Source organism: Micromonospora sp. LA-10, assembly GCF_051853095.1.
Lineage (GTDB): Bacteria > Actinomycetota > Actinomycetes > Mycobacteriales > Micromonosporaceae > Micromonospora > Micromonospora echinospora_A.
The window spans coordinates 1,248,453-1,268,476 of record NZ_CP195710.1 but is presented as its reverse complement, the minus strand read 5'-3'; the positions used below and the strand labels follow the sequence as shown (position 1 = coordinate 1,268,476).

At 73.3% G+C, this 20,024-nt stretch carries 18 protein-coding genes; 13 read left to right on the top strand and 5 right to left on the bottom strand.

The features are described 5' to 3' along the window. Positions 1-4 precede the first annotated feature (4 nt). On the top strand, positions 5-571 hold the full coding sequence (locus ACSDG8_RS05910; protein WP_210897695.1) for an adenine phosphoribosyltransferase: 567 nt from the start codon (positions 5-7) through the stop codon (positions 569-571). 249 nt (positions 572-820) lie between these two features. Further along, positions 821-3,268 (top strand): RelA/SpoT family protein, encoded by a 2,448-nt coding sequence (locus ACSDG8_RS05905; RefSeq protein ID WP_210897739.1) that lies wholly within the window; start codon positions 821-823, stop codon positions 3,266-3,268. Positions 3,269-3,340: 72 nt separating this feature from the next. On the opposite strand, the gene ACSDG8_RS05900 is transcribed toward ACSDG8_RS05905, so the two are convergent. Together ACSDG8_RS05900 and ACSDG8_RS05895 are read right to left on the bottom strand one after the other, a co-directional pair. Beyond that, the gene (locus tag ACSDG8_RS05900) at positions 3,341-4,183 is read right to left on the bottom strand and encodes a peptidylprolyl isomerase (RefSeq protein ID WP_184684570.1); all 843 of its coding nucleotides are present in this window, start codon (positions 4,181-4,183) and stop codon (positions 3,341-3,343) included. A gap of 92 nt (positions 4,184-4,275) precedes the next feature. Next, complete coding sequence (locus tag ACSDG8_RS05895; protein ID WP_210897693.1) at positions 4,276-5,145, bottom strand: peptidylprolyl isomerase; 870 nt, start codon at positions 5,143-5,145, stop codon at positions 4,276-4,278. 236 nt (positions 5,146-5,381) lie between these two features. Between ACSDG8_RS05895 and ACSDG8_RS05890 the strand changes: the two genes are divergently transcribed. From ACSDG8_RS05890 to ACSDG8_RS05880, 3 genes are read left to right on the top strand one after another with little or no spacing between them, the layout of a single operon-like run. Further along, on the top strand, positions 5,382-6,101 hold the full coding sequence (locus ACSDG8_RS05890) for an MBL fold metallo-hydrolase (RefSeq protein ID WP_439427729.1): 720 nt from the start codon (positions 5,382-5,384) through the stop codon (positions 6,099-6,101). Positions 6,102-6,156: 55 nt separating this feature from the next. Next, complete coding sequence (hisS, locus tag ACSDG8_RS05885; protein ID WP_210897689.1) at positions 6,157-7,497, top strand: histidine--tRNA ligase; 1,341 nt, start codon at positions 6,157-6,159, stop codon at positions 7,495-7,497. Between the two features lie 51 nt (positions 7,498-7,548). Further along, the gene (locus tag ACSDG8_RS05880; RefSeq protein ID WP_210897687.1) at positions 7,549-8,490 is read left to right on the top strand and encodes an acyl-ACP desaturase; all 942 of its coding nucleotides are present in this window, start codon (positions 7,549-7,551) and stop codon (positions 8,488-8,490) included. A 138-nt stretch (positions 8,491-8,628) separates the two neighbouring features. Here ACSDG8_RS05880 and ACSDG8_RS05875 read toward each other — a convergent pair whose 3' ends face one another. Further along, on the bottom strand, positions 8,629-9,129 hold the full coding sequence (locus tag ACSDG8_RS05875; RefSeq protein ID WP_210943139.1) for a PaaI family thioesterase: 501 nt from the start codon (positions 9,127-9,129) through the stop codon (positions 8,629-8,631). 55 nt (positions 9,130-9,184) lie between these two features. On the opposite strand from ACSDG8_RS05875, the gene ACSDG8_RS05870 reads away from it, so the two are divergent. Both ACSDG8_RS05870 and ACSDG8_RS05865 read left to right on the top strand, forming a co-directional pair. Beyond that, positions 9,185-9,679: a winged helix-turn-helix transcriptional regulator gene (locus ACSDG8_RS05870; protein WP_210897669.1), complete on the top strand. Its 495-nt coding sequence runs from the start codon at positions 9,185-9,187 to the stop codon at positions 9,677-9,679. 184 nt (positions 9,680-9,863) lie between these two features. Next, the gene (locus ACSDG8_RS05865; RefSeq protein WP_210897667.1) at positions 9,864-10,913 is read left to right on the top strand and encodes a S1 family peptidase; all 1,050 of its coding nucleotides are present in this window, start codon (positions 9,864-9,866) and stop codon (positions 10,911-10,913) included. 58 nt (positions 10,914-10,971) lie between these two features. On the opposite strand, the gene ACSDG8_RS05860 is transcribed toward ACSDG8_RS05865, so the two are convergent. After that, positions 10,972-11,670 carry a DUF998 domain-containing protein gene (locus ACSDG8_RS05860; protein ID WP_307856268.1) on the bottom strand — a complete coding sequence of 233 codons (699 nt, stop codon included), beginning with the start codon at positions 11,668-11,670 and terminating at the stop codon, positions 10,972-10,974. Between the two features lie 149 nt (positions 11,671-11,819). Between ACSDG8_RS05860 and aspS the strand changes: the two genes are divergently transcribed. The 4 genes from aspS (at position 11,820) to ACSDG8_RS05840 (ending at position 16,579) form a co-directional block, all read left to right on the top strand. Beyond that, entirely contained in the window at positions 11,820-13,625 is a 1,806-nt protein-coding gene (gene aspS, locus ACSDG8_RS05855; RefSeq protein WP_210943163.1) for an aspartate--tRNA ligase, read from the top strand. Between the two features lie 62 nt (positions 13,626-13,687). After that, positions 13,688-14,497 (top strand): SDR family oxidoreductase, encoded by an 810-nt coding sequence (locus tag ACSDG8_RS05850; RefSeq protein WP_210897663.1) that lies wholly within the window; start codon positions 13,688-13,690, stop codon positions 14,495-14,497. 61 nt (positions 14,498-14,558) lie between these two features. Next, complete coding sequence (locus tag ACSDG8_RS05845; RefSeq protein WP_210897661.1) at positions 14,559-15,173, top strand: winged helix-turn-helix domain-containing protein; 615 nt, start codon at positions 14,559-14,561, stop codon at positions 15,171-15,173. Then, on the top strand, positions 15,170-16,579 hold the full coding sequence (locus ACSDG8_RS05840) for an MFS transporter (RefSeq protein ID WP_210897659.1): 1,410 nt from the start codon (positions 15,170-15,172) through the stop codon (positions 16,577-16,579). Before ACSDG8_RS05845 ends, ACSDG8_RS05840 begins: the two co-directional genes overlap by 4 nt. 425 nt (positions 16,580-17,004) lie before the next feature. Here ACSDG8_RS05840 and ACSDG8_RS05835 read toward each other — a convergent pair whose 3' ends face one another. Continuing rightward, positions 17,005-17,745: a GNAT family N-acetyltransferase gene (locus tag ACSDG8_RS05835; RefSeq protein WP_210897657.1), complete on the bottom strand. Its 741-nt coding sequence runs from the start codon at positions 17,743-17,745 to the stop codon at positions 17,005-17,007. Between the two features lie 142 nt (positions 17,746-17,887). Here ACSDG8_RS05835 and ACSDG8_RS05830 point away from each other — a divergent pair, with 142 nt between their 5' ends. Next, positions 17,888-18,100: a hypothetical protein gene (locus tag ACSDG8_RS05830; RefSeq protein WP_013285485.1), complete on the top strand. Its 213-nt coding sequence runs from the start codon at positions 17,888-17,890 to the stop codon at positions 18,098-18,100. A gap of 74 nt (positions 18,101-18,174) precedes the next feature. Beyond that, a complete protein-coding gene (locus ACSDG8_RS05825) occupies positions 18,175-19,662 on the top strand; it encodes a replication-associated recombination protein A (protein WP_210897655.1) in 1,488 nt (495 codons plus the stop codon). Positions 19,663-20,024: the final 362 nt, after the last annotated feature.

Genomic DNA, 20,024 nt, shown 5'->3' with positions numbered 1-20,024 from the left:
CACTGTGACGGAGACCCACACCGCGGGCGTACGCGGAGACAGCGGCCCGGAGGCCGCCCAGCTCGTCGCCAGCCGGTTGCTGGACGTGCCGGACTTCCCCAAGCCGGGTGTCATGTTCAAGGACCTGATGCCGCTGTTCGCCGACGGCGCGGCGTTCCGTGAGGTGATCGACGGCATCATCGCGTACCACGGGCGCGACTCGTTCGACACCGTCGCCGGCATCGAGGCGCGCGGGTTCGTGCTCGCCGCGGCCGTCGCGTACGCCACCGGGGTCGGTGTGGTGCCGGTGCGCAAGGCCGGCAAGCTGCCCCGGGCCACGCACTCCGCCTCCTACGCGCTGGAGTACGGCGAGGCGACGCTGGAGGTGCACCAGGACGCCTTCACCGCCGGCCACCGGGTGCTGGTGCTCGACGACGTGCTCGCCACCGGCGGCACCGCCGAGGCGACGCTGGACCTGGTGGAACGGGCCGGCGGCACGGTGACCGGGTTCACCGTGCTGCTGGAGCTGGGCTTCCTCGAAGGCCGCAAGCGACTCGCGCCGCGCCCGGTCCACGCCCTGTTGACCGTTTGACCCGGCCCGGCCGTCGGGCCGGTCGGCGCCGACCGTCCGGGGGAGCGGTGGCGTACCCTGCGTACGGGTAGCATTGCCCTTTGCCGACCCGGCCGAGTTGTCCGGGGCGGCGCAGGCGCCGGGGCCCGGCCCCGGTGACCGCGCGGAACAACACCGGCCCCCGGGCCGGTTGAACCAGACGTCGGCCGGACGGCCGGCGCACCCCGGCGAGCGGTGAGGAGGCCGGTGTCCCACGATGTCGTCCCTCCGGTGGAGGGCACGGTGCACCCGACAGGCGACGCGGACGGCTCGGTGACCGAGCGCAGCGGCAACCCGCAGGCCCGGGCGACCGGCGCCACCGGCGGCGCGCCCGACGCGACGGCTGACGGCGGGGGTGTCGTGGTGCCGTTCCCGACCGAGGCTTCCGCCGACCCGGCGACCGGCGGCGGTTTCGCGCTCTCCAACGCGCCCACCGGCCGGCGGGTACGCGCCCGGCTGGCCCGGTTCAACGCGCCCTGGCAGACCTCGCAGGTCAGCGAGGTGCTGGAGCCGCTGATCTCCACCCACCGGGAGAACCACCCCAAGGCCGACGCCCGGCTGCTGCAGCGCGCGTTCGACACGGCCGCGCGGTGGCACTCGGGGCAGTACCGCAAGTCCGGCGATCCCTACATCACGCACCCGCTGGCCGTGGCGACCATCCTGGCGAACCTGGGCATGGACACCACCACGCTGGTCGCGGCGCTGCTGCACGACACCATCGAGGACACCGAGTACACGCTCGACCAGATGCGCGCCGACTTCGGCGGCGAGGTCGCGCTGCTCGTCGACGGCGTCACCAAGCTCGACAAGGTCAAGCTCGGCGACGCCGCCAAGGCCGAGACGATCCGCAAGATGGTCGTGGCGATGGCGAAGGACCCCCGGGTCCTGGTGATCAAGCTGGCCGACCGGCTGCACAACATGCGGACCCTGACCTTCCTGCCGCGCCCGAAGCAGGAGCAGAAGGCCAAGGAGACGCTGGAGATCCTGGCACCGCTGGCGCACCGCCTCGGTATGAACACGATCAAGTGGGAGCTGGAGGATCTCGCCTTCGGCACGCTGTTCCCGAAGCGGTTCGAGGAGATCAACCGGCTGATCGGGGAGCACCAGCCGCAGCGTGAGGCGCTGCTGCGCCAGGTGACTCAGAAGGTGTCCACCGACCTGAAGGCCGCCAAGATCAAGGCGGAGACCACCGGGCGGCCGAAGCACCTCTACTCGATCTACCAGAAGATGATCGTGCGGGGCCGCGACTTCAACGACATCTACGACCTGGTCGGTGTGCGGATCCTGGTCGACACGGTGCGCGACTGCTACGCGGCGCTGGGGGTCATCCACGCCAACTGGCAGCCGGTGCCGGGGCGGTTCAAGGACTACATCGCCATGCCCAAGTTCAACATGTACCAGTCGTTGCACACGACGGTGATCGGGCCCACCGGCAAGCCGGTGGAGATGCAGATCCGCACCTACGCGATGCACCGCACCGCCGAGTTCGGCATCGCCGCGCACTGGAAGTACAAGGAGCACAAGGGCACCCCGGTGGTGGGCCCCCCGGCGCACATCGACGAGATGACCTGGCTGCGGCAGCTGCTGGACTGGCAGCGCGAGGCGGCGGACCCGAGCGAGTTCCTGGACGCGCTGCGGTTCGACCTGTCCAGCCAGGAGGTGTACGTCTTCACGCCCAAGGGCGACGTCATCCCGCTGCCGACCGGGTCGACGCCGGTGGACTTCGCGTACGCGGTGCACACCGAGGTCGGGCACAAGTGCATCGGCGCGCGGGTAAACGGCAAGCTCGTGCCGTTGGAGTCGACGCTGTCCAACGGCGACGTGATCGAGATCTTCACGTCGAAGTCCGACATGGCCGGCCCGACGCAGGACTGGCTCGGCTTCGTCAAGAGCCCGCGCGCGCGTACGAAGATCCGCCAGTACTTCAACAAGGAGCGGCGCGAGGAGGCGATCGAGGCCGGCAAGGACGCGATCGTCAAGGCGATGCGTAAGCAGGGCATGCCGTTGCAGCGGATGCTCACCTCGGACGCGCTGATGGCGATCGCCCGGGACCTGCACCTGGCCGACGTGGCCTCGCTGTACGCGGCGGTCGGCGACAGCCAGGTCTCCGCGCAGTCGGTGGTGCAGAAGCTGATGGCCTCCTACGGCGGCGAGGAGGGCGCGGCGGAGGACATCGCCGAGACCGCCGTCGCCACCCGGCCGCCGCGCAGCCGGCAGAGCAGCGCCGACCCGGGCGTGGTGGTCCGCGGCGTCAGCGACGTCTGGATCAAGCTGGCCCGCTGCTGCACGCCGGTGCCGCCGGACTCGGTGTTCGGCTTCGTCACCCGCTCCGGCGGGGTGAGCGTGCACCGGGACGACTGCGCCAACGCCGAGGACCTGCGCGCCCAGCCCGAGCGGGTGGTGGAGGTCAGCTGGAAGCTCACCTCGGCCTCCACGTTCCTGGTCGCCATCCAGGTCGAGGCGCTGGACCGGCACAAGCTGCTCGCCGACGTGACGAGGGTGCTGTCCGAGGAGCGGGTGAACATCCTCTCCGCGACCGTCACCACCACCCGGGACCGGGTGGCGGTGAGCCGGTTCAGCTTCGAGATGGCCGACCCGAAGCACCTCGGGCACCTGCTGGCCGCCGTCCGGAAGGTCGACGGGGTGTTCGACGCGTACCGGGTCACCTCCGGGGCCTGAGCCACCGCACGCATGCGAAAGCGCCCGCCGGCTGGGATCAGCCGGCGGGCGCTTCGTCGTCGTACCTGAGGGTCAGCCGCCCTGGATCGGGCTCATGGTCACCTTGGTCATGGTGATCTCCTTCTTCGGGTGACCACCGCCGGCCTGCTTGGCGAACGCGCCGTCGTCACCGGCCGCGGCGACCTGCTTCACCACGTCCATGCCACCGGTGATGGTGCCCAGCACCGTGTAGTTCGGGTCGAGCGACGAGTCGCCGTACACGATGAAGAACTGGCTGCCGGTGCTGCCCGGCTGCCCGGAGTTGGCCATCGCGATGACACCCTCCGGGTACGGCGGGCGCTTGTTGGTGGGGAGGTTCTCCTCGGCCAGGTTGTAGCTCGGCCCGCCGGTGCCGTCGGTGTCCCGCCAGCCCTTGCCGGTGGCGCTCGGGTCGCCGCACTGGAGGACCTGGATGCCCTGGGTCACCAGCCGGTGGCACTTGGTGTTGTCGAAGAAGCCCTTCTCCGCCAGGTGGGTGAAGCTGCCGGCGGTGCAGGGCACGGCGGCGCGGTCGATCTTGGCGGTGATCGGGCCCAGGTTGGTGTCGATCGTCATCGTCTGGGAGCCCTTGCCGGCCTGCTGGGTCGGCGGCAGACCGACGTCCTTGATCTGCGGCGGCCGGCCCTCCTTGGGCACCTCGGTGTACGCGCACTGCACGGCGTCGGCGGTGGTGGCGCCGCCCGTCTGCTCGTCGTCGTCGCCGCCGAGCGAGGTGGCCAGCCACACCGTGCCGGCCACGACGAGCACCAGCACGGCTGCGGCGCCGACGATCGCCTGGGTCTGCCGGCGCTTGCGGGCCTTGCCGGCCCGCTCCGCCATCTCCCGCTCGAGCTTGGCCCGCGCCGCCGCGCGCTGGCGGTCTCTGGTGGACGTCACGGTCACTCCTCAACTGCTGCGTATGGGGTCGGCGCGCGCGCCGGGTCACGTCTGGATCGCACCGGCGGCATGCCGCCGGCTCGCCTGTGTTCTCAGCCCGCGCTGGCGCTCGGCGAGGGCGCGGGACTGTCGGCCGGAGCGGCGCCGGGCTCGCCGACGGTGACGCTCTGCACCAGGATCTGCGTCTGGGGCTTGACCTTGGCGCCGTTGCCATTGTCCACCGTCGGCATGGCGCCGATCTTCTCCACCACGTCGAGCCCGCCGGTGACCTTGCCGACCACGGAGTAGGCCGGCTTGGCCGGGCTGGCGTCCTTGAAGAAGATCAGGAACTGGCTGGCGTTGCTGCCCGGCGGGTTGCCGATCATGGCGACCGTGCCCTTCGGGTACGTCGCCGGCTGCCCGGGCGCCGGGGAGGCCGACGGGCTGGGCTCCGGCGCGCTCGGGACGTTCTCGTCGAAGAACGAGTAGGTCGGGCCGCCGAGGCCGGTGCCGGTCGGGTCGCCGCAGCGCAGCGCGCCCTCGGCGGTGATCTCGTGGCAGGTGGTGTTGTCGAAGAACGAGCGGCCGGCCAGGTAGCTCAGGCTCGCCGAGCCACACGGCGCGTCGGTCTGGTCCAGCTCGACGGTGATCGGCCCACCCTGGTTGGTGGTGATCGTCATCGGGCGGGTGCCGGAGGTGGGCAGGCCCGTGGTGGGCGGCTCGCCGACGTCCTTGAGGTTGGTGTTGACGGCGCCGTCCTGCGCGGTCCAGAGGCAGACGTCCTCGGCGGCCTGCTTCTCCGGCTCCGAGTCGAACGCGCCGAGCGCCCAGGCGGACCCGGCCACGATCAGCACGAGCACCACCGCGGCGCCCACACCGGCCCGGATCTGCCGGCGGCGCTTCGCGACCGCCGCCCGCCGGGCGAGCTGCCGGTCGAGCTTGGCCCGCGCCAGTTTGCGCTGCCGGTCCCTGCTGGAAGCCACGTGCGCTCCCCTTCCTCTGCCTGAATCGCCGTCGGCGCCGGGCGCCGGCCGCCGTTCCGGTCGGGGTGCGCCACGCCACACGCCCGCCAGAGTGTACGGGTAGCGACTGTGAATGTCGTGTACGAGGTCCCGACGTCTCAGCCGGGGACGGCTGGGCGGTGGCGGTGGCGGACGGAACTCGCTGGCCGCTACGACTAGGCTGAAGGTGACGACGACCGGACGGAAAGGGGAGCGACGTGCTCGTGGCCGGCTTTCCCGCGGACGCCTTCGGCACCAACTGCTACGTGGTGGCGACCGCTCCGGGGGAGCAGTGCGTGGTGGTCGACCCCGGCATCGGGGTGCTCGACCGGCTCGACGCCGTGCTCGCCGAGCACCGCCTGCACCCGGCCGCCGTGCTGCTCACCCACGGCCACCTGGACCACACGTTCTCCGTCGCCCCGGTCTGCGGCGCGCGGGGCATCCCCGCCTACGTCCACCCGGACGACCGGGAGCTGCTGGCCGACCCGAGCAAGGCGCTGTCGATGGACCTGACTCAGTTGTTCGGCGGCCGGCTGCCGTACGCCGAGCCGGACGACGTGGCCGAGCTGACCGACGGCGCGACGCTGTCGCTGGCCGGGTTGGAGATCACCGTCGACCACGCCCCCGGCCATACCGGCGGGTCGGTGCTGTTCCGGTTGCCCGGCGCCGGCTCGCCCTGGGAGGCCGAGCAGATCTGCCTCTCCGGTGACGTGCTGTTCGCCGGCTCGATCGGCCGTACCGACCTGCCGGGCGGCAGCATGCCCCGCATGCTGTCGAGCCTGCGGGACAAGGTGCTCCCGCTGGCCGACGACACCGTCGTCCTGCCCGGCCACGGCCCCGCGACCACGATCGGCCGCGAGCGCGCGACCAACCCGTACCTCGTCGAGGTGGCGGGCATCGGCGACGCGCGCCCGGTCGCGCCCACCCGCGGCCTCTGACCGCCGCGACCCACGACGTTTCGCCCGCGCGCCGCGCGGGATCGAGGAGTACGCCATGAGCAAGCCCACGCCCATCTCCGGCTTCCCCGAGTGGACGCCGGCGCAGCGGATGATCGAGCAGTTCGTTCTCGACCGGATCCGCGCCACGTTCGAGCTGTACGGCTTCGCGCCGCTGGAGACCCGCTCGGTGGAGCCGCTGGACCAGCTCCTGCGCAAGGGGGAGACCTCCAAGGAGGTCTACCTGCTGCGCCGGTTGCAGGCCGACGCCGACGGCCCGGCCGGCGACGACGCGCTCGGTCTGCACTTCGACCTGACCGTGCCGTTCGCCCGCTACGTGCTGGAGAACGCCGGCAAGCTGCAGTTCCCGTTCCGCCGCTACCAGATCCAGAAGGTGTGGCGGGGTGAGCGCCCGCAGGAGGGCCGGTACCGGGAGTTCCTCCAGGCCGACATCGACATCGTCGACCGGGACACGCTGCCGGCGCACTACGAGGCGGAGATGCCGCTGGTCATCGGCGACGCGCTGCGGTCGCTGCCGATCCCGCCGGTGCGTATCCAGGTCAACAACCGCAAGATCTGCGAGGGCTTCTACCGGGGCATCGGGCTGACCGACGCGGAGGCGGCGCTGCGCGCCGTCGACAAGCTCGACAAGATCGGCCCGGCCAAGGTGACGGAGCTGCTGGCCGAGACCGCCGGGGCGAGCGAGGCGCAGGCCAAGGCCGTGCTGTCGCTGGCCGAGATCTCTGCGCCGGACGCCTCCTTCGCCGACGCGGTGCGCGCGCTCGGGGTGAGCGACCCGCTGCTGGACGAGGGCGTCGCGGAGCTGACCGCCGTGGTGGAGACCGCGGCCGCGCACGCGCCCGGCCTCTGCGTGGCCGACCTGCGCATCGCGCGGGGCCTGGACTACTACACGGGTACGGTCTACGAGACGCAGATGATCGGCTACGAGCGGTTCGGCTCGATCTGCTCCGGCGGCCGGTACGACAACCTGGCCAGCTCCGGCAACGTGCGGTTCCCCGGGGTGGGCATCTCGATCGGGGTGACCCGGCTGCTCGGCCTGCTGTTCGGCGCCGAGGCGCTATCGGTGTCCCGTTCGGTGCCGACCTGTGTGCTGGTGGCGGTCACCGCCGAGGAGGACCGGGCGGCCAGCGACGCGGTCGCGGCGGCGCTGCGCTCGCGGGGAGTGCCGACCGAGGTGTCCCCGTCGGCGGCCAAGTTCGGCAAGCAGATCCGGTACGCCGAGCGGCGCGGCATCCCGTACGTCTGGTTCCCCGGCGCGGACGGAGACGAGGTCAAGGACATCCGCTCAGGTGAGCAGGTGGCCGCCTCGGCGGGGGAGTGGACGCCGCCCCGGGCGGACCTGAAGCCGCTGGTCGGTCCGGCCGGCACTGGCGCCTGAAGACGTTTCGACCTACGGTGGCGTAAGTTACGCCACCGTAGGGAGAACGTCGTGACCGTGCTCAGCCAGACCGCTCTGCTCACCGAACTCGAGCCGGTGGTCGAGAAGAACCTCGACCGCCACCTGTCGCTGGCCAAGGAGTGGTTCCCGCACGAGTACGTGCCGTGGAGCGAGGGCCGCACCTTCGACGGCCCGCTGGGCGGCGAGGCCTGGTCGCCGGAGGACTCGACACTGCCCGAGGTGGCGCGTACCGCGCTGATCGTCAACCTGCTCACCGAGGACAACCTGCCCTCGTACCACCACGAGATCGCCACGCTGTTCGGGCGCGACGGCGCGTGGGGCACCTGGGTGCACCGGTGGACCGCCGAGGAGGGGCGGCACGGCACGGCGATCCGCGACTACCTCACCGTGACCCGGGCGGTGGACCCGGTGGCGCTGGAGCGGGCCCGCATGGTGCACATGTCGGCGGGCTACCAGAACGTGCACGACCAGGAGATGCTGCACTCGCTGGCGTACGTGTCGTTCCAGGAGCTGGCCACCCGCATCTCGCACCGCAACACCGGCCGGGCCACCGGCGACCCGACGTGCGAGGCGCTGCTGGCCCGGGTGGCAGCGGACGAGAACCTGCACATGGTCTTCTACCGCAACCTGCTCGGCGCGGCGTTCGAGCTGGCCCCGTCGCAGGCCATGCGCGCGGTCGCCGACGTGCTGGCCAACTTCCAGATGCCGGGCGTGGGCATCGACGGCTTCGCCCGCAAGTCGGTGGCGATCGCGCTGGCCGGCATCTACGACCTGCGCCAGCACCGCGACGACGTGGTGATGCCGGTGCTGCGCCAGTGGAACCTGTTCGACGTGACCGGCCTGAACGCCGACGGCGAGGCCGCCCGCGACCAGATCGCCGCCCACGTGGACACCCTGGAGACCCAGGCGTCCCGCTTCGAGGAGCGCCGCGCCGCCCGAGCCGCCCGAGTAGCCGCCACCACCCAGGCCTGACGCGCCCTCCCTCCCCCTCGCCCGCGCGATCTTGCACTTACGGCCCCCGCGAATGCCGCGAAACCGGCACAGCGGGGGCCGTAACTGCAAGATCGCCGAAAGTGGGCGGGGCGGCGAGGGCGGGAGGGGGAGTGCGGGTCAGGGGAGGGGGAAGATGAGGCAGGTTGAGGTGGCGTGGGCTACCAGGCGGTTGGCCGGGTCCGTCAGGCGGGCCTCGGCCAGGGCGGTACGGCGGCCGCGCTGGAGCACGGTGCCCTCGCAGCGCAGCGTGCCGGTGTCGACGGTGACCGGGCGCAGGAACTTCACGTTGAGGTCCAGCGACGTGTAGCCGACCCCGGCCGGCAGCGTGGTGTGCACGGCGCACGCCGCGGCGGTGTCGAGCAGCGTGGACAGGACGCCGCCGTGCACGGTGCCGAGCGGGTTGTAGTGGAACTCCTGCGGCAGCAGCTCGACCACGACCCGCCCTTCGTCGGCCTCCATCCGGGACATGTCGACGAGGTGCATGATCGGCGGCGCGGCCAGCTCGCCGGCGATCATCGCCCGCATCAGCTCCAGGCCACTGCGCCGGCCCAGATGGGCGGCCCCGGCGGCCGGGTCGGACCAGGTGAACGTGCGGCTGCGCTCCTGCGTCTGCGTCATGGACTCAGCCTCGCAGCGCGTTGCTGAGTCTGTCAATGAGACCTAGCCTGGGCGGATGAGACCCGCGGCACTGGACTGGTCGGTGGAGAACTGCACCATCGCGCGCGCCATGGAGATCCTCGGCGAGCGGTGGACCCTGGTCGTGCTCCGCGAGGTCTTCAACGGCGTACGCCGCTTCGACGACATGCGGGTGCGTACCGGCATTCCGCGCCAGGTGCTGACCAACCGGCTCGCCATGCTCGTCGAGCGCGGCGTGCTGCGCCGCGAGCCGTACCGGGAGCCCGGCAGCCGGCCGCGCCACGAGTACCGGCTCACCGGGATGGGGCTGGACCTGTGGCCGGTGCTCGTGGCGGTGCTCGGGTGGGGTGACCGCTACCTGGCCGACCCGGAGGGCTCGCCGCTGAGCGTGGCGCACCGCGACTGCGGCGCCGAGGTCCGGGTCGCGTTGCGCTGCGCCGAGGGACACGAGATCACCGAGGCGCGCGACGTGCTGCCCCGCCCGGGCCCGGGCGCCCGCCGCCGCGCGCCCGGAACCGGCTCTGACAGTTGATGTCGATGTTGTTGCTCCGGCGTTACACCGGGCGCTGGTGCGAATCCGGGCAAAGCCATGTCTTGCTTACGATCTTAAATGTGTGAATACTTTGGGCACCCGGGCGGTTTCCCCAGGTCGCCCGGGTTGTCCTCGGGCGCGCCCCCATGACAGCGCCCGTTCACCCCCATTCGGAGGTTGTTACATGCGACCCACGAGGTCCACGCTCCGCCGCGCCGCCGCAGTCGCCGTCGCCGGCACCCTGGTCACCGGCTCGCTGCTCAGCGCCCCCGCGCAGGCCGCCCCCGCGGCCCTCTCGCCGGACGCCGCCGCCACCCTCGTCGAGAAGCTCGGCGCCCGCGCGGCCGGCACGTACGCCGACGCCAGCGGCAAGATGGTCGTCACGGTGACCGACACCGCGACCGCCCGCCAGGTGCGCGACGCCGGCGCCATCCCGAAGATCGTGGCGCGCGGCGCGGACAAGCTCAACGCCGCCACCGGCGAGCTGGAGCGCTCCGCCAAGATCCCCGGCACCGCCTGGTGGACCGACCCGGCCACGAACCAGGTCGTCGTCTCCGTCGACAGCACCGTCACCGGCGCCAAGCTGGAGCGGGTCAAGGCCGCCGCCGCCCGGCACAACGGCGCGATCCGCATCGAGGCCGAGGCCGGCGTGCTGAGCACCCGGATCTCCGGCGGCCAGGCGATCTACGCCGGCGGCGGCGGTCGCTGCTCGCTCGGCTTCAACGTCCGCAGCGGCTCGACCTACTACTTCCTCACCGCGGGCCACTGCACCAACATCTCGTCGAGCTGGTACAGCAACTCCGCGCAGACCAGCCTGCTCGGCACCCGGACCGGCACCAGCTTCCCGGGCAACGACTACGGCATCGTCCGGCACAACAACTCGGCCAACGCGGCCGGCAACGTGTCGCTGTACAACGGCAGCTTCCAGGACATCACCTCGGCCGGCAACGCGTACGTCGGCCAGTCCGTCCGCCGTTCCGGCAGCACCACCGGCCTGCGCAGCGGCAGCGTCAGCGCGCTGAACGCGACCGTGAACTACGCCGAGGGCAGCGTCTCCGGCCTCATCCGCACCAACGTCTGCGCCGAGCCGGGCGACAGCGGCGGCTCGCTGTTCGCCGGCACCACCGCGCTCGGCCTCACCTCCGGTGGTAGCGGCAACTGCCGCACCGGTGGCACCACCTACTTCCAGCCGGTCACCGAGGCGCTCAGCCGCTACGGCGTGAGCGTCTTCTGATCCACGCACTCCCACGAACGGGCCGCCGGGTGACCGGCGGCCCGTTCCGCGTACCCCCTCAGGCGTCTGCTCCCCGGCGGCCCGGGCTGACCGGCGGCCCGTCCGGGCGCGGCGGCCGGGTCGGCCGGGCGCTCCAGTGCCGGTGGGCCCGCCGCGCCGACAGCACCGCCGCCAGCGGCCAGAGTGTCACCGCGAGCGCGGCCACCCGTTCGGCCAGCCCGGTCCGGGAGCCGCCCGTCACCTCCGCCACCGACCAGCCGAACAACGCCAGCAGCACCGCCGTCACGGCCAGCGCCACCGGCCGGCGGAACGCCCACGGCGGCCGGCCCGCCGGGGAGGCGGCCACCTCGCGCGGCACCCTGCGGGGCAGGCGCAGCGCCGACCCGGCCGGCCAGAGCGCCAGCGCGAGCACCGCCACGGTGGCCACCACGCCGTGCGCCGGGGAGCCGCCCACCTGCGGGCGGGGGAACGCGATGAGCGCGACGGTGGCCAGCCCGCCGAGCGCGAGCAGGAAGCGGCTCGGCAGCCCGGCGGCGTGCAGCGCGGCGGCGGTGGCGGCGTAGCAGCAGCCGAGCAGCACCAGCGCGCCGCCCATCAGCCACGGATCGGTCGCGCCCTGGCCGGCCAGCTCGCTGATCGTGTCCCGCACCGGGTCGTACTCCGGCCCCTGGCGGGCGCCCGCGACCGTCCAGCCCGCCACCAGCAGCGCGGGCGCGGCGGCCGCGGTGGCCACGGCCCAGCTCGGTACGGCACGCACCCGGCCACGGTAAACCGCCGCACCCGGCGCGCACCCCGCTTTCGCCACTGCCGGGGCGGACCGGCTCGACGGGTGCCCGGGAGCGGGCCCGCCCGCCCTGACAGAATGCGGGGGAGCAGTGAGTGGACCAGATTGAGGAGACGCCAGCCGTGATCCGTACCCACAATGCCGGAAGCCTGCGCGCCGCGGACGCCGGCTCGACGGTGACGCTCGCCGGGTGGGTGGCCCGCCGGCGCGACCACGGCGGTGTCATCTTCGTCGACCTGCGCGACGCCTCCGGCGTCGTGCAGGTGGTCTTCCGCGAGGAGGACGCGCACGCGCTGCGCAACGAGTTCTGCGTCAAGGTCACCGGCGAGGTGACCCGCCGCCCGGAGGGCAACGAGAACCCGGACCTGCCGACCGGCGAGATCGAGGTGACCGCGTCCGAGCTGGAGGTGCTCTCCGAGGCCGCGCCGCTGCCGCTGCCGGTGGACGACCAGATCGAGGCCGGCGACGACATCCGGCTCAAGTACCGCTACCTGGACCTGCGTCGCGGCGGGCCGGCCAAGGCCATGCGGCTGCGCTCGCGGGCCAACCAGATCGCCCGGGGCGTGCTGCACGAGCGGGACTTCCTGGAGATCGAGACGCCGACGCTGACCCGCTCCACCCCGGAGGGCGCCCGCGACTTCCTGGTGCCGGTGCGGCTTCAGCCGGGCAGCTGGTACGCGCTGCCGCAGTCGCCGCAGCTGTTCAAGCAGCTGCTGATGGTCGGCGGCATGGAGCGGTACTACCAGATCGCCCGCTGCTACCGCGACGAGGACTTCCGCGCCGACCGGCAGCCGGAGTTCACCCAGCTCGACATCGAGATGTCGTTCGTCACCGAGGACGACGTGATCGACCTCGGCGAGGCGATCGTCTCGGCGCTGTGGAAGGACCTCGCCGGCTACGAGATCACCCGGCCGATCCCGCGCATCACCTGGCACGACGCTATGTCCCGGTACGGCTCGGACAAGCCGGACCTGCGCTACGGCGTGGAGCTGACCGAGCTGACCGACTACCTGCGCGGCACCGAGTTCCGGGTGTTCGCCGGCGCGATCGACGCGGGCGGCTACGTCGGCGCCGTGGTCATGCCCGGCGGCGCGGCGCAGACCCGCAAGGAGCTGGACGGCTGGCAGGACTGGGCCAAGGCGCGCGGCGCACGCGGCCTGGCGTACGTGGTGCTGGACGCCGAGACCGGCGAGGCGCGCGGCCCGGTGGCGAAGAACCTGTCCGAGGCGCACCTGTCCGGCCTGGCCGACGCGGTCGGCGCGAAGCCCGGCGACGCGATCTTCTTCGCCGCCAGCGCCAACACCCGCGAGGCGCAGGAGCTGCTCGGCGCGGCCCGCATCGAGATCGCCAAGCGGTCCAACCTGGTCGACGAGAGCGCCTGGGCGTTCTGCTGGGTCGTGGACGCGCCGATGTTCGAGCGCACTGACGAGGGCGGCTGGACCGCCGTGCACCATCCGTTCACCTCGCCGAACGCCGAGTGGGTGGACCGGTTCGAGGACGCGCCGGACCGGGCGCTCGCGTACGCGTACGACATCGTCTGCAACGGCAACGAGATCGGCGGCGGCTCGATCCGTATCCACCGCGGCGACGTGCAGCAGCGGGTGTTCGACCTGCTCGGCATCACCGCCGACGAGGCGCAGGACAAGTTCGGCTTCCTGCTGGAGGCGTTCAAGTACGGCGCCCCGCCGCACGGCGGTATCGCGTTCGGCTGGGACCGGGTCTGCATGCTGCTGGCCGGTGCCGAGTCGATCCGCGAGGTCATCGCGTTCCCGAAGACCCGGGGCGGCTTCGACCCGCTGACCGGCGCGCCCACCCCGATCACCGGGCAGCAGCGCGCCGAGGCCGGCATCGACGCCAAGCCGAAGGCTCCGGCGGGCCCGCACGCCGGCACCGCCGGCCCGGCCGCCCCGGTGGCCGACCCCACCTGATCCAGCCCTTTCGGAAGGCCAGCGTCATGATGACGCGGGCCTTTCGATCTTCAGGGGGACTGATGAATCTGCTCGTGGTGGGCGCCAGCGGCTTCCTCGGCGCCGAGGTGTGCCGGCAGGCGGTCGCCGCCGGGCACCGGGTCGCCGGCACGCACCACCGTGCCGCCGTCACGGTTCGCGGCGTCGCGCCGCACCGGCTCGACGTGACCGACCGCGCCGCCGTGCGTGAGCTGCTGACCCGGGTACGCCCCGACGCCGTCGTCGCCACCCCCTACCGGTACGACGACTGGGCGGTCACGGCGGACGGGGCGGCCCGCATCGCGGTGGCCGCCGCCGAGGTGGGTGCCCGGCTGGTGCACCTGTCCAGCGACGCGCTGCACGCCGGACGGCCGACGCCGTACGCGGACGAGGACGTGCCCACGCCGCTGCACCCGTACGGGGCGGCGAAGGCGGCGGCGGAGACGGCGGTGCGGGCGGTGGATCCGGGCGCGGTGCTGGTGCGGACGTCGCTGATCGTGGGGGAGGGCAGCAAGCAGATCCAGCTCTGCCGGGACGCGCTGGCCGGCCGGGCCACGCTGTTCACCGACGAGATGCGCTGCCCGGTGCACGTGGCCGACCTCGCCGCCGCGGTGCTGGAGCTGGTGCCGGGCGACTATGCCGGGCTGCTCAACGTGGCCGGGCCGGACGCGGTGAGCCGGGCCGAGCTGGGGTTGCTGGTGGCCCGGCACGACGGGGTGGACGCGCGGGACCTGCGGACGACCACGATCGCCGCCGCCGGGCTGCGCCGCCCGGGCGAGGTGGTGCTGGACTCCACCCGTGCCACCGGGCTGCTGCGGACCCGGCTGCGGGGGATCACCGAGCTGCTCGGCTAGTTGCACAGATTCTTTGCAAGCATCTTGTGCACGGAAAGTGTGCACAGATATTGTGCATCTCATGGAGGAGAAGAAGGAGCGCACCGTACACATCGACCACCGCCAGGTTCGTGCCCTGGCCCAGCCGCTGCGCATGCGGCTGGTCGGGGCGCTGCGCGTGGGCGGCCCGGCAACCGCCACCACCCTCGCGGAGATGCTCGGCACCAACAGCGGCGCGACCAGCTACCACCTGCGTCAGCTCGCCGAGGTCGGCCTCGTGGAAGAGGACCCGAGCCTCGGCACCGGGCGGCAGCGCTACTGGCGGGCCGCGCACGACGTCACCAACTGGGAATCAAGCGACTTCGACGACGACCCGGACTCGCGGGCCGCCATCGAGTGGCTGGAGGCGGACTACTTCCGGTTCTTCGCCCAGCACGCCGAACGGTGGTTCGCCCAGCGGCACCAGTGGTCGGCGGAGTGGCGCGACGGCTTCGGCATGGGTGACTTCTTCATGCGGATCCCGGTCGACCGCCTCAAGGCGATCCAGGAGGAGGTCTTCGCGGTCTTCGAGCGTCACCGCGACGCCGCCGACCCCGACGACCCCGACGCCCAGACGGTGCAGCTCTACCTCGCCGCCCTGCCGATGGACGCGGCCTACCCACGGTCCACCCCGCCACCTGCCGAGGAGAAGCCGTGAGCGCGCTGTCCGTACGCCAGATCCGGATCCGCTACCTCACGCTGTACGGCCTGCGCTGGCTGCCCAGCGGCCTGCTCATGCCGGTGATGATCCTGCTGATGCAGGAGCGCGGGCTCACGCTGTCCCAGATCGGCCTGGTCGCCACCGCGCAGGGCCTCGTCGTACTGGCGCTGGAGTTGCCCACCGGCGGCTTCGCCGACGCGCTCGGCCGCAAACCGGTGCTGGTCGCCGCCTGGGCCATCGGCCTCGGCTCGCTGGCGCTGATGGCGGTGGCCGACTCGTTCTGGATGTTCTTCCTGGTCTGGGCGTTGCAGGGCGTCTACCGGGCGCTCGACAGCGGCCCGATGGAATCCTGGTACGTCGACGCCACGCTCGCCGCCGACCCGAAAGCCGAGTACGAGCGCGGCCTCGGCTGGGCCGGCACCGTGGTCGGCGTCGCCATCGGCGCGGGCGCCCTGCTCAGCGGCGGCCTCGTCGCGCTCGGCCCGATCGGTCCGGTCAGCGCCCTCGCGCTGCCGGTGATCGTCGCCGCCGTGCTCCAGGCCGTCTCCATCGTGGCCCTGCTGGCGCTGATGGCCGAGCGGCGGCCCGCGTCCGGCCCGGCCGCGCTGCGCGCCTCGGTCGTCGACGCGCCCCGCATGGTCGGGCAGGCCGTCGGGCTGCTGCGCCGCAACCGGGTGCTGCTGGCCCTGGTCGCCGTCGAGCTGTTCTGGGGCTTCGGCATGGTCACCTTCGAGTCGCTGCTCCCGGTACGCCTGGCCGAGGTGCTCGGTGACCCGGACCGCGCCGCGGCGCTGCTCGGCCCCGCCGGCACGGCGGCCTGGCTCGCCAACGCCGCCGGCGCCGCGCTCACCCCGTTCCTGCTGCGCCGCCTCGGCGCCGCCCCGGCCGCCGCGCTCATGCGGATCCTCCAGGGCGTGACAGTGGTCGGCATGGGCCTGCTGGCCGGACCGGTCGGCATCCTCATCGCGTACCTGGCCTGCTACACCGTGCACGGCGCGTCGAACCCGCTGCACATGGGGCTGCTGCACCGGCAGGTCGACGGCCCGTACCGGACGAGCGTGCTGTCGCTCAACTCGATGGCCGCCCAGCCGGCCGGAGCGCTCGGCGCGGTCACGCTCACCGCGCTGGCCGACGCCACGAGCGTCAGCGTCGCCATGATCGTCGGCGGGGTGGTGCTCGCCGTGGCCGCGCCGCTCTACCTGCCGGCCTGGCGCGCGGCCCGCCGTACCTCAGCGGAGGCCGAGGTGGTACCGGAGGTGACGGGCGGCCCCGGCCACTCCGGCCTGGCACCGGAGCCGCACCTCGACGCGGCCGACCGTGGCGCCATCGTCGGCGCGGACAGGGCTGCCGGCCGGGGGGAGCCCGGACCGGTGGTCGTGCCGGCGTCACCCGGCCGCGACTGAGTCGCGCCGACGTAATCCGGCTGCGGCTGAGCCGGCCCGTGCCGACGTCGACCGGCCGTGCCTGAGTCGTGCCTGCGTCGCCCGGCGCGCGATTGAGGGGGCCCGCCCCCACCCGGCGGCACAGTCCGCCGGGTGTGGGCACCGCCGCTGCTTCGGCCGCTCCCGAACGCCCTTCCCGGCATCGTCGCCGTGCGGGTCACCACCCCGCTCGGTGGAACGTCATGGGTGTCTCCGCCCTCGTTTGACACCCATGACGCTCCACCCACCGGGATCGACCGGCGGCGCGCGTCCGTTGCTGGGATACGACGTCCGCGGAGCGGGACGCGGAGAGATCTTGGTCAGCGGGCGCCCCTCCAAGGGCCGTTTCGTACCAAGATCGCGTGCCTCGCGCGACAGGCGTCCGGTCGGAGCCTTCGCCGGCCCCGTCAGGCAAGCTTGATGGAGGTGCGGCGTTCGGTGGCGGTGAAGCCGAGCCGCCGGTAGAGCCGGATCGCGCCCACGTTGTCCGGATAGACGCCCAGCGCCACGGTGTCGTACCGGGTGAACAGGGCGCCGGTCATTCCGGCGGTCAGCGCCGCGCCCAGCCCTCGGCCGCGAAGCGCCGGCGCGACGGTCAGCCCGGCCAGGAAGCCGATGTCGCCGCGGCTGCGATCCGCGCCGCAGGCGACGAGACGGTCGCCGTCGCGGATGCCGTACCAGCCGACGATGCCCGGCTCGCCCGGCCGGGCTGTGGTGCTCGGGAACGCCTCCTCGATCAGCGCGGCCAGCGCGGGGTGGTCGGACTCGGTGAGCCGCTCCACCCGCTCCTGCTCCGGCTGGCGCGGCGGCAGGCCGGTGGTCCAGAGGAAGTCCCACTCGATCAGCCGGGCCACCGGGAGCCGCGCGGCCACCTCGTCCGGATCGGCGTGGGACACGTTGACCGACTGGCCGGGCCGCAGTGTGCCGTCCGCCCGCTGGGCGGCGAAGACGTCGAGCGCCGGGCCGGGGGCGCCGACCGCCCCGCCGGCCGACCACTCGCCCGGTGGGAGCAGCCATCCGACCGCGCCGCCGCGCCGCCACCCCCGTACGGCCTCGTCGCGCCGGAGCGCGTGCCGGGCGAAGGGGTGGTGGCCGGCCGCGGCGAGCAACGCCTCCCGCCCGGCCAGCGCCTCGTCGACAGTGATCATGCCGCCAGCCTACGAGCGCCGACGCGCCCGATCCGCGCCGGTGGTCCGGCTGCCGGGACGTGTTCCACCGTGGAGATTGACGAACAGACCGATTGGGTACATCCGTCGCCGACCTGCTGGGAACCCCCACCGGAGGAACGACATGCTCGCCATTCTCGCGGCCATCGTGTTCGGTTTCGCGCTGCTGCTCGACTTCATGAACACCGACCTCGGCGCACCCGATCTGTTCAGCACCACGACTCTCATGCTCATCGGCTTCCTGCTGCTCTCGCTCTACCTGGCCGGCGTCGGCTCCGGCCCGCGCGGCGGCGGTGGCGGCCGCTGGTACCGGGGCCGGCGGCCGGGTCGCGGCTGACCGGAAAAGACCACCCGGGCCGGGTCGGCGGCGCGATTCCGGCGCCGTCGGCCCGGCCCGGTACTGTTCTCGTGATGGAATCGGACGCCCTCTTCACCCTCGGCGAGCCCGCCGGCGCACCCGCGGGCGCGGGCGGCGCCGACGGCTTCACCGACACCCGGGCGGACTCGCCGCTGCCGGTGCGGATGCGGCCGGCCGGCATCGACGAGCTGGTCGGGCAGGAGCACCTGCTCGCGCCGGGCGCTCCGCTGCGCCAGCTGGTCGAGGGCGCGGCGCCGATGTCGGTCATCCTCTGGGGGCCGCCGGGCAGCGGCAAGACCACCATCGCCCATCTCGTGGCCCGGACCACCGACCGGCGGTTCGTGGCGATGTCCGCGCTGACCGCCGGCGTGAAGGACGTCCGCGCCGTGATCGAGACCGCGCGGCGGCAGCGCCGTTCCGGCGGCCCGCCGACGGTGCTGTTCATCGACGAGGTGCACCGGTTCAGCAAGACCCAGCAGGACTCGCTGCTCGCCGCCGTCGAGGACCGGACTGTCACGCTGCTCGCGGCGACCACCGAGAACCCGTACTTCTCGGTCATCTCGCCCTTGCTGTCGCGCTGCGTGCTGCTCACCCTCCAGGCCCTCGACGACGACGACGTACGCGGGCTGCTGCGCCGCGCGGTCGCCGACGAGCGCGGCCTCGGCGGCGCGCTGGTCCTGGCCGAGGAGGCGGAGGACCACCTGGTCCGGCTCGCCGGGGGCGACGTGCGCAAGGCGCTCACCGCGCTGGAGGCGGCGGCGGCCACCGCGACCGCGCTCGGCGCCGAACGGATCGACCTGGCCGTGGCCGAGCAGGCGGTCGACGTGGCGGCGGTGCGCTACGACCGGGACGGCGACGCCCACTACGACGTGACCAGCGCGTTCATCAAGAGCATGCGCGGCTCCGACGTGGACGCGGCGCTGCACTGGCTGGCCCGGATGCTGGTGGCCGGGGAGGATGCCCGGTTCATCGCCCGCCGACTGGTGATCTTCGCCAGCGAGGACGTCGGCATGGCCGACCCCACCGCGCTGACGGTGGCCACCGCCGCCGCACACGCGGTGGAGTACGTCGGCCTGCCGGAGGCTCAGCTCAACCTGGCCCAGGCGGTCATCCACCTGGCCACCGCGCCGAAGTCGAACTCGGCCACCAGCGCGATCGGCGCCGCTGTCGCCGACGTACGCGCCGGTCGCGGCGGCCCGGTGCCGCGCGGGCTGCGCGACGCCCACTACTCCGGCGCGCGCGGACTCGGCCACGGGGCCGGCTACCGCTACCCGCACGACGACCACCGTGGGGTGGTCACGCAGCAGTACGCTCCGGACGACCTCGTCGGAACCGACTACTACCAGCCCAGCGGGCACGGCGCGGAGCGGGCGGTGGCCACCCGGCTGCCGCTGCTGCGCCGGATCGTCCGCGGGCTGCCGGCGCCGGCGACCCGGGAGGCCGGCGCCCCGGCCGCCGTGAACGGGGCCCGGGTGGGGGGCGGCGAGCAGGCCAGCGGGGCGAGTGAGGGCGGCAGCGACGCCGCCGAGGGGGGTCAGTAGTGATGGCGCGTGGTCCGGAGCGACCGGCGGACGGCCCCGACGAGCGGCGCGACCCGCGGGCCAAGGGCCGCCGGTGGGGACGCGGCCGGCCCGAGCCCGAACTGGACCCGACGGTCGTCGGCGAGGAACTCGGCTGGATCGACGACCTGCGCACCGCCAAGCAACAGGGCGGCGAGCTCGGACCGGAGGGGGAGTCCTCCGCGCCCGCGCCGGGCCGCCCGGGCGCCGCACCGGGCCCGGCCCCCGGACCGGGCATGCCTCCGCCCGCCGCCGGGCCGGGATTGCCGCCGCCCACCGCCCGGCCCGCTCCGCGGTCCCCGGCGCCCGGCCCGCAGCCAACCGGTCACCCGGGCCCGCCGCCA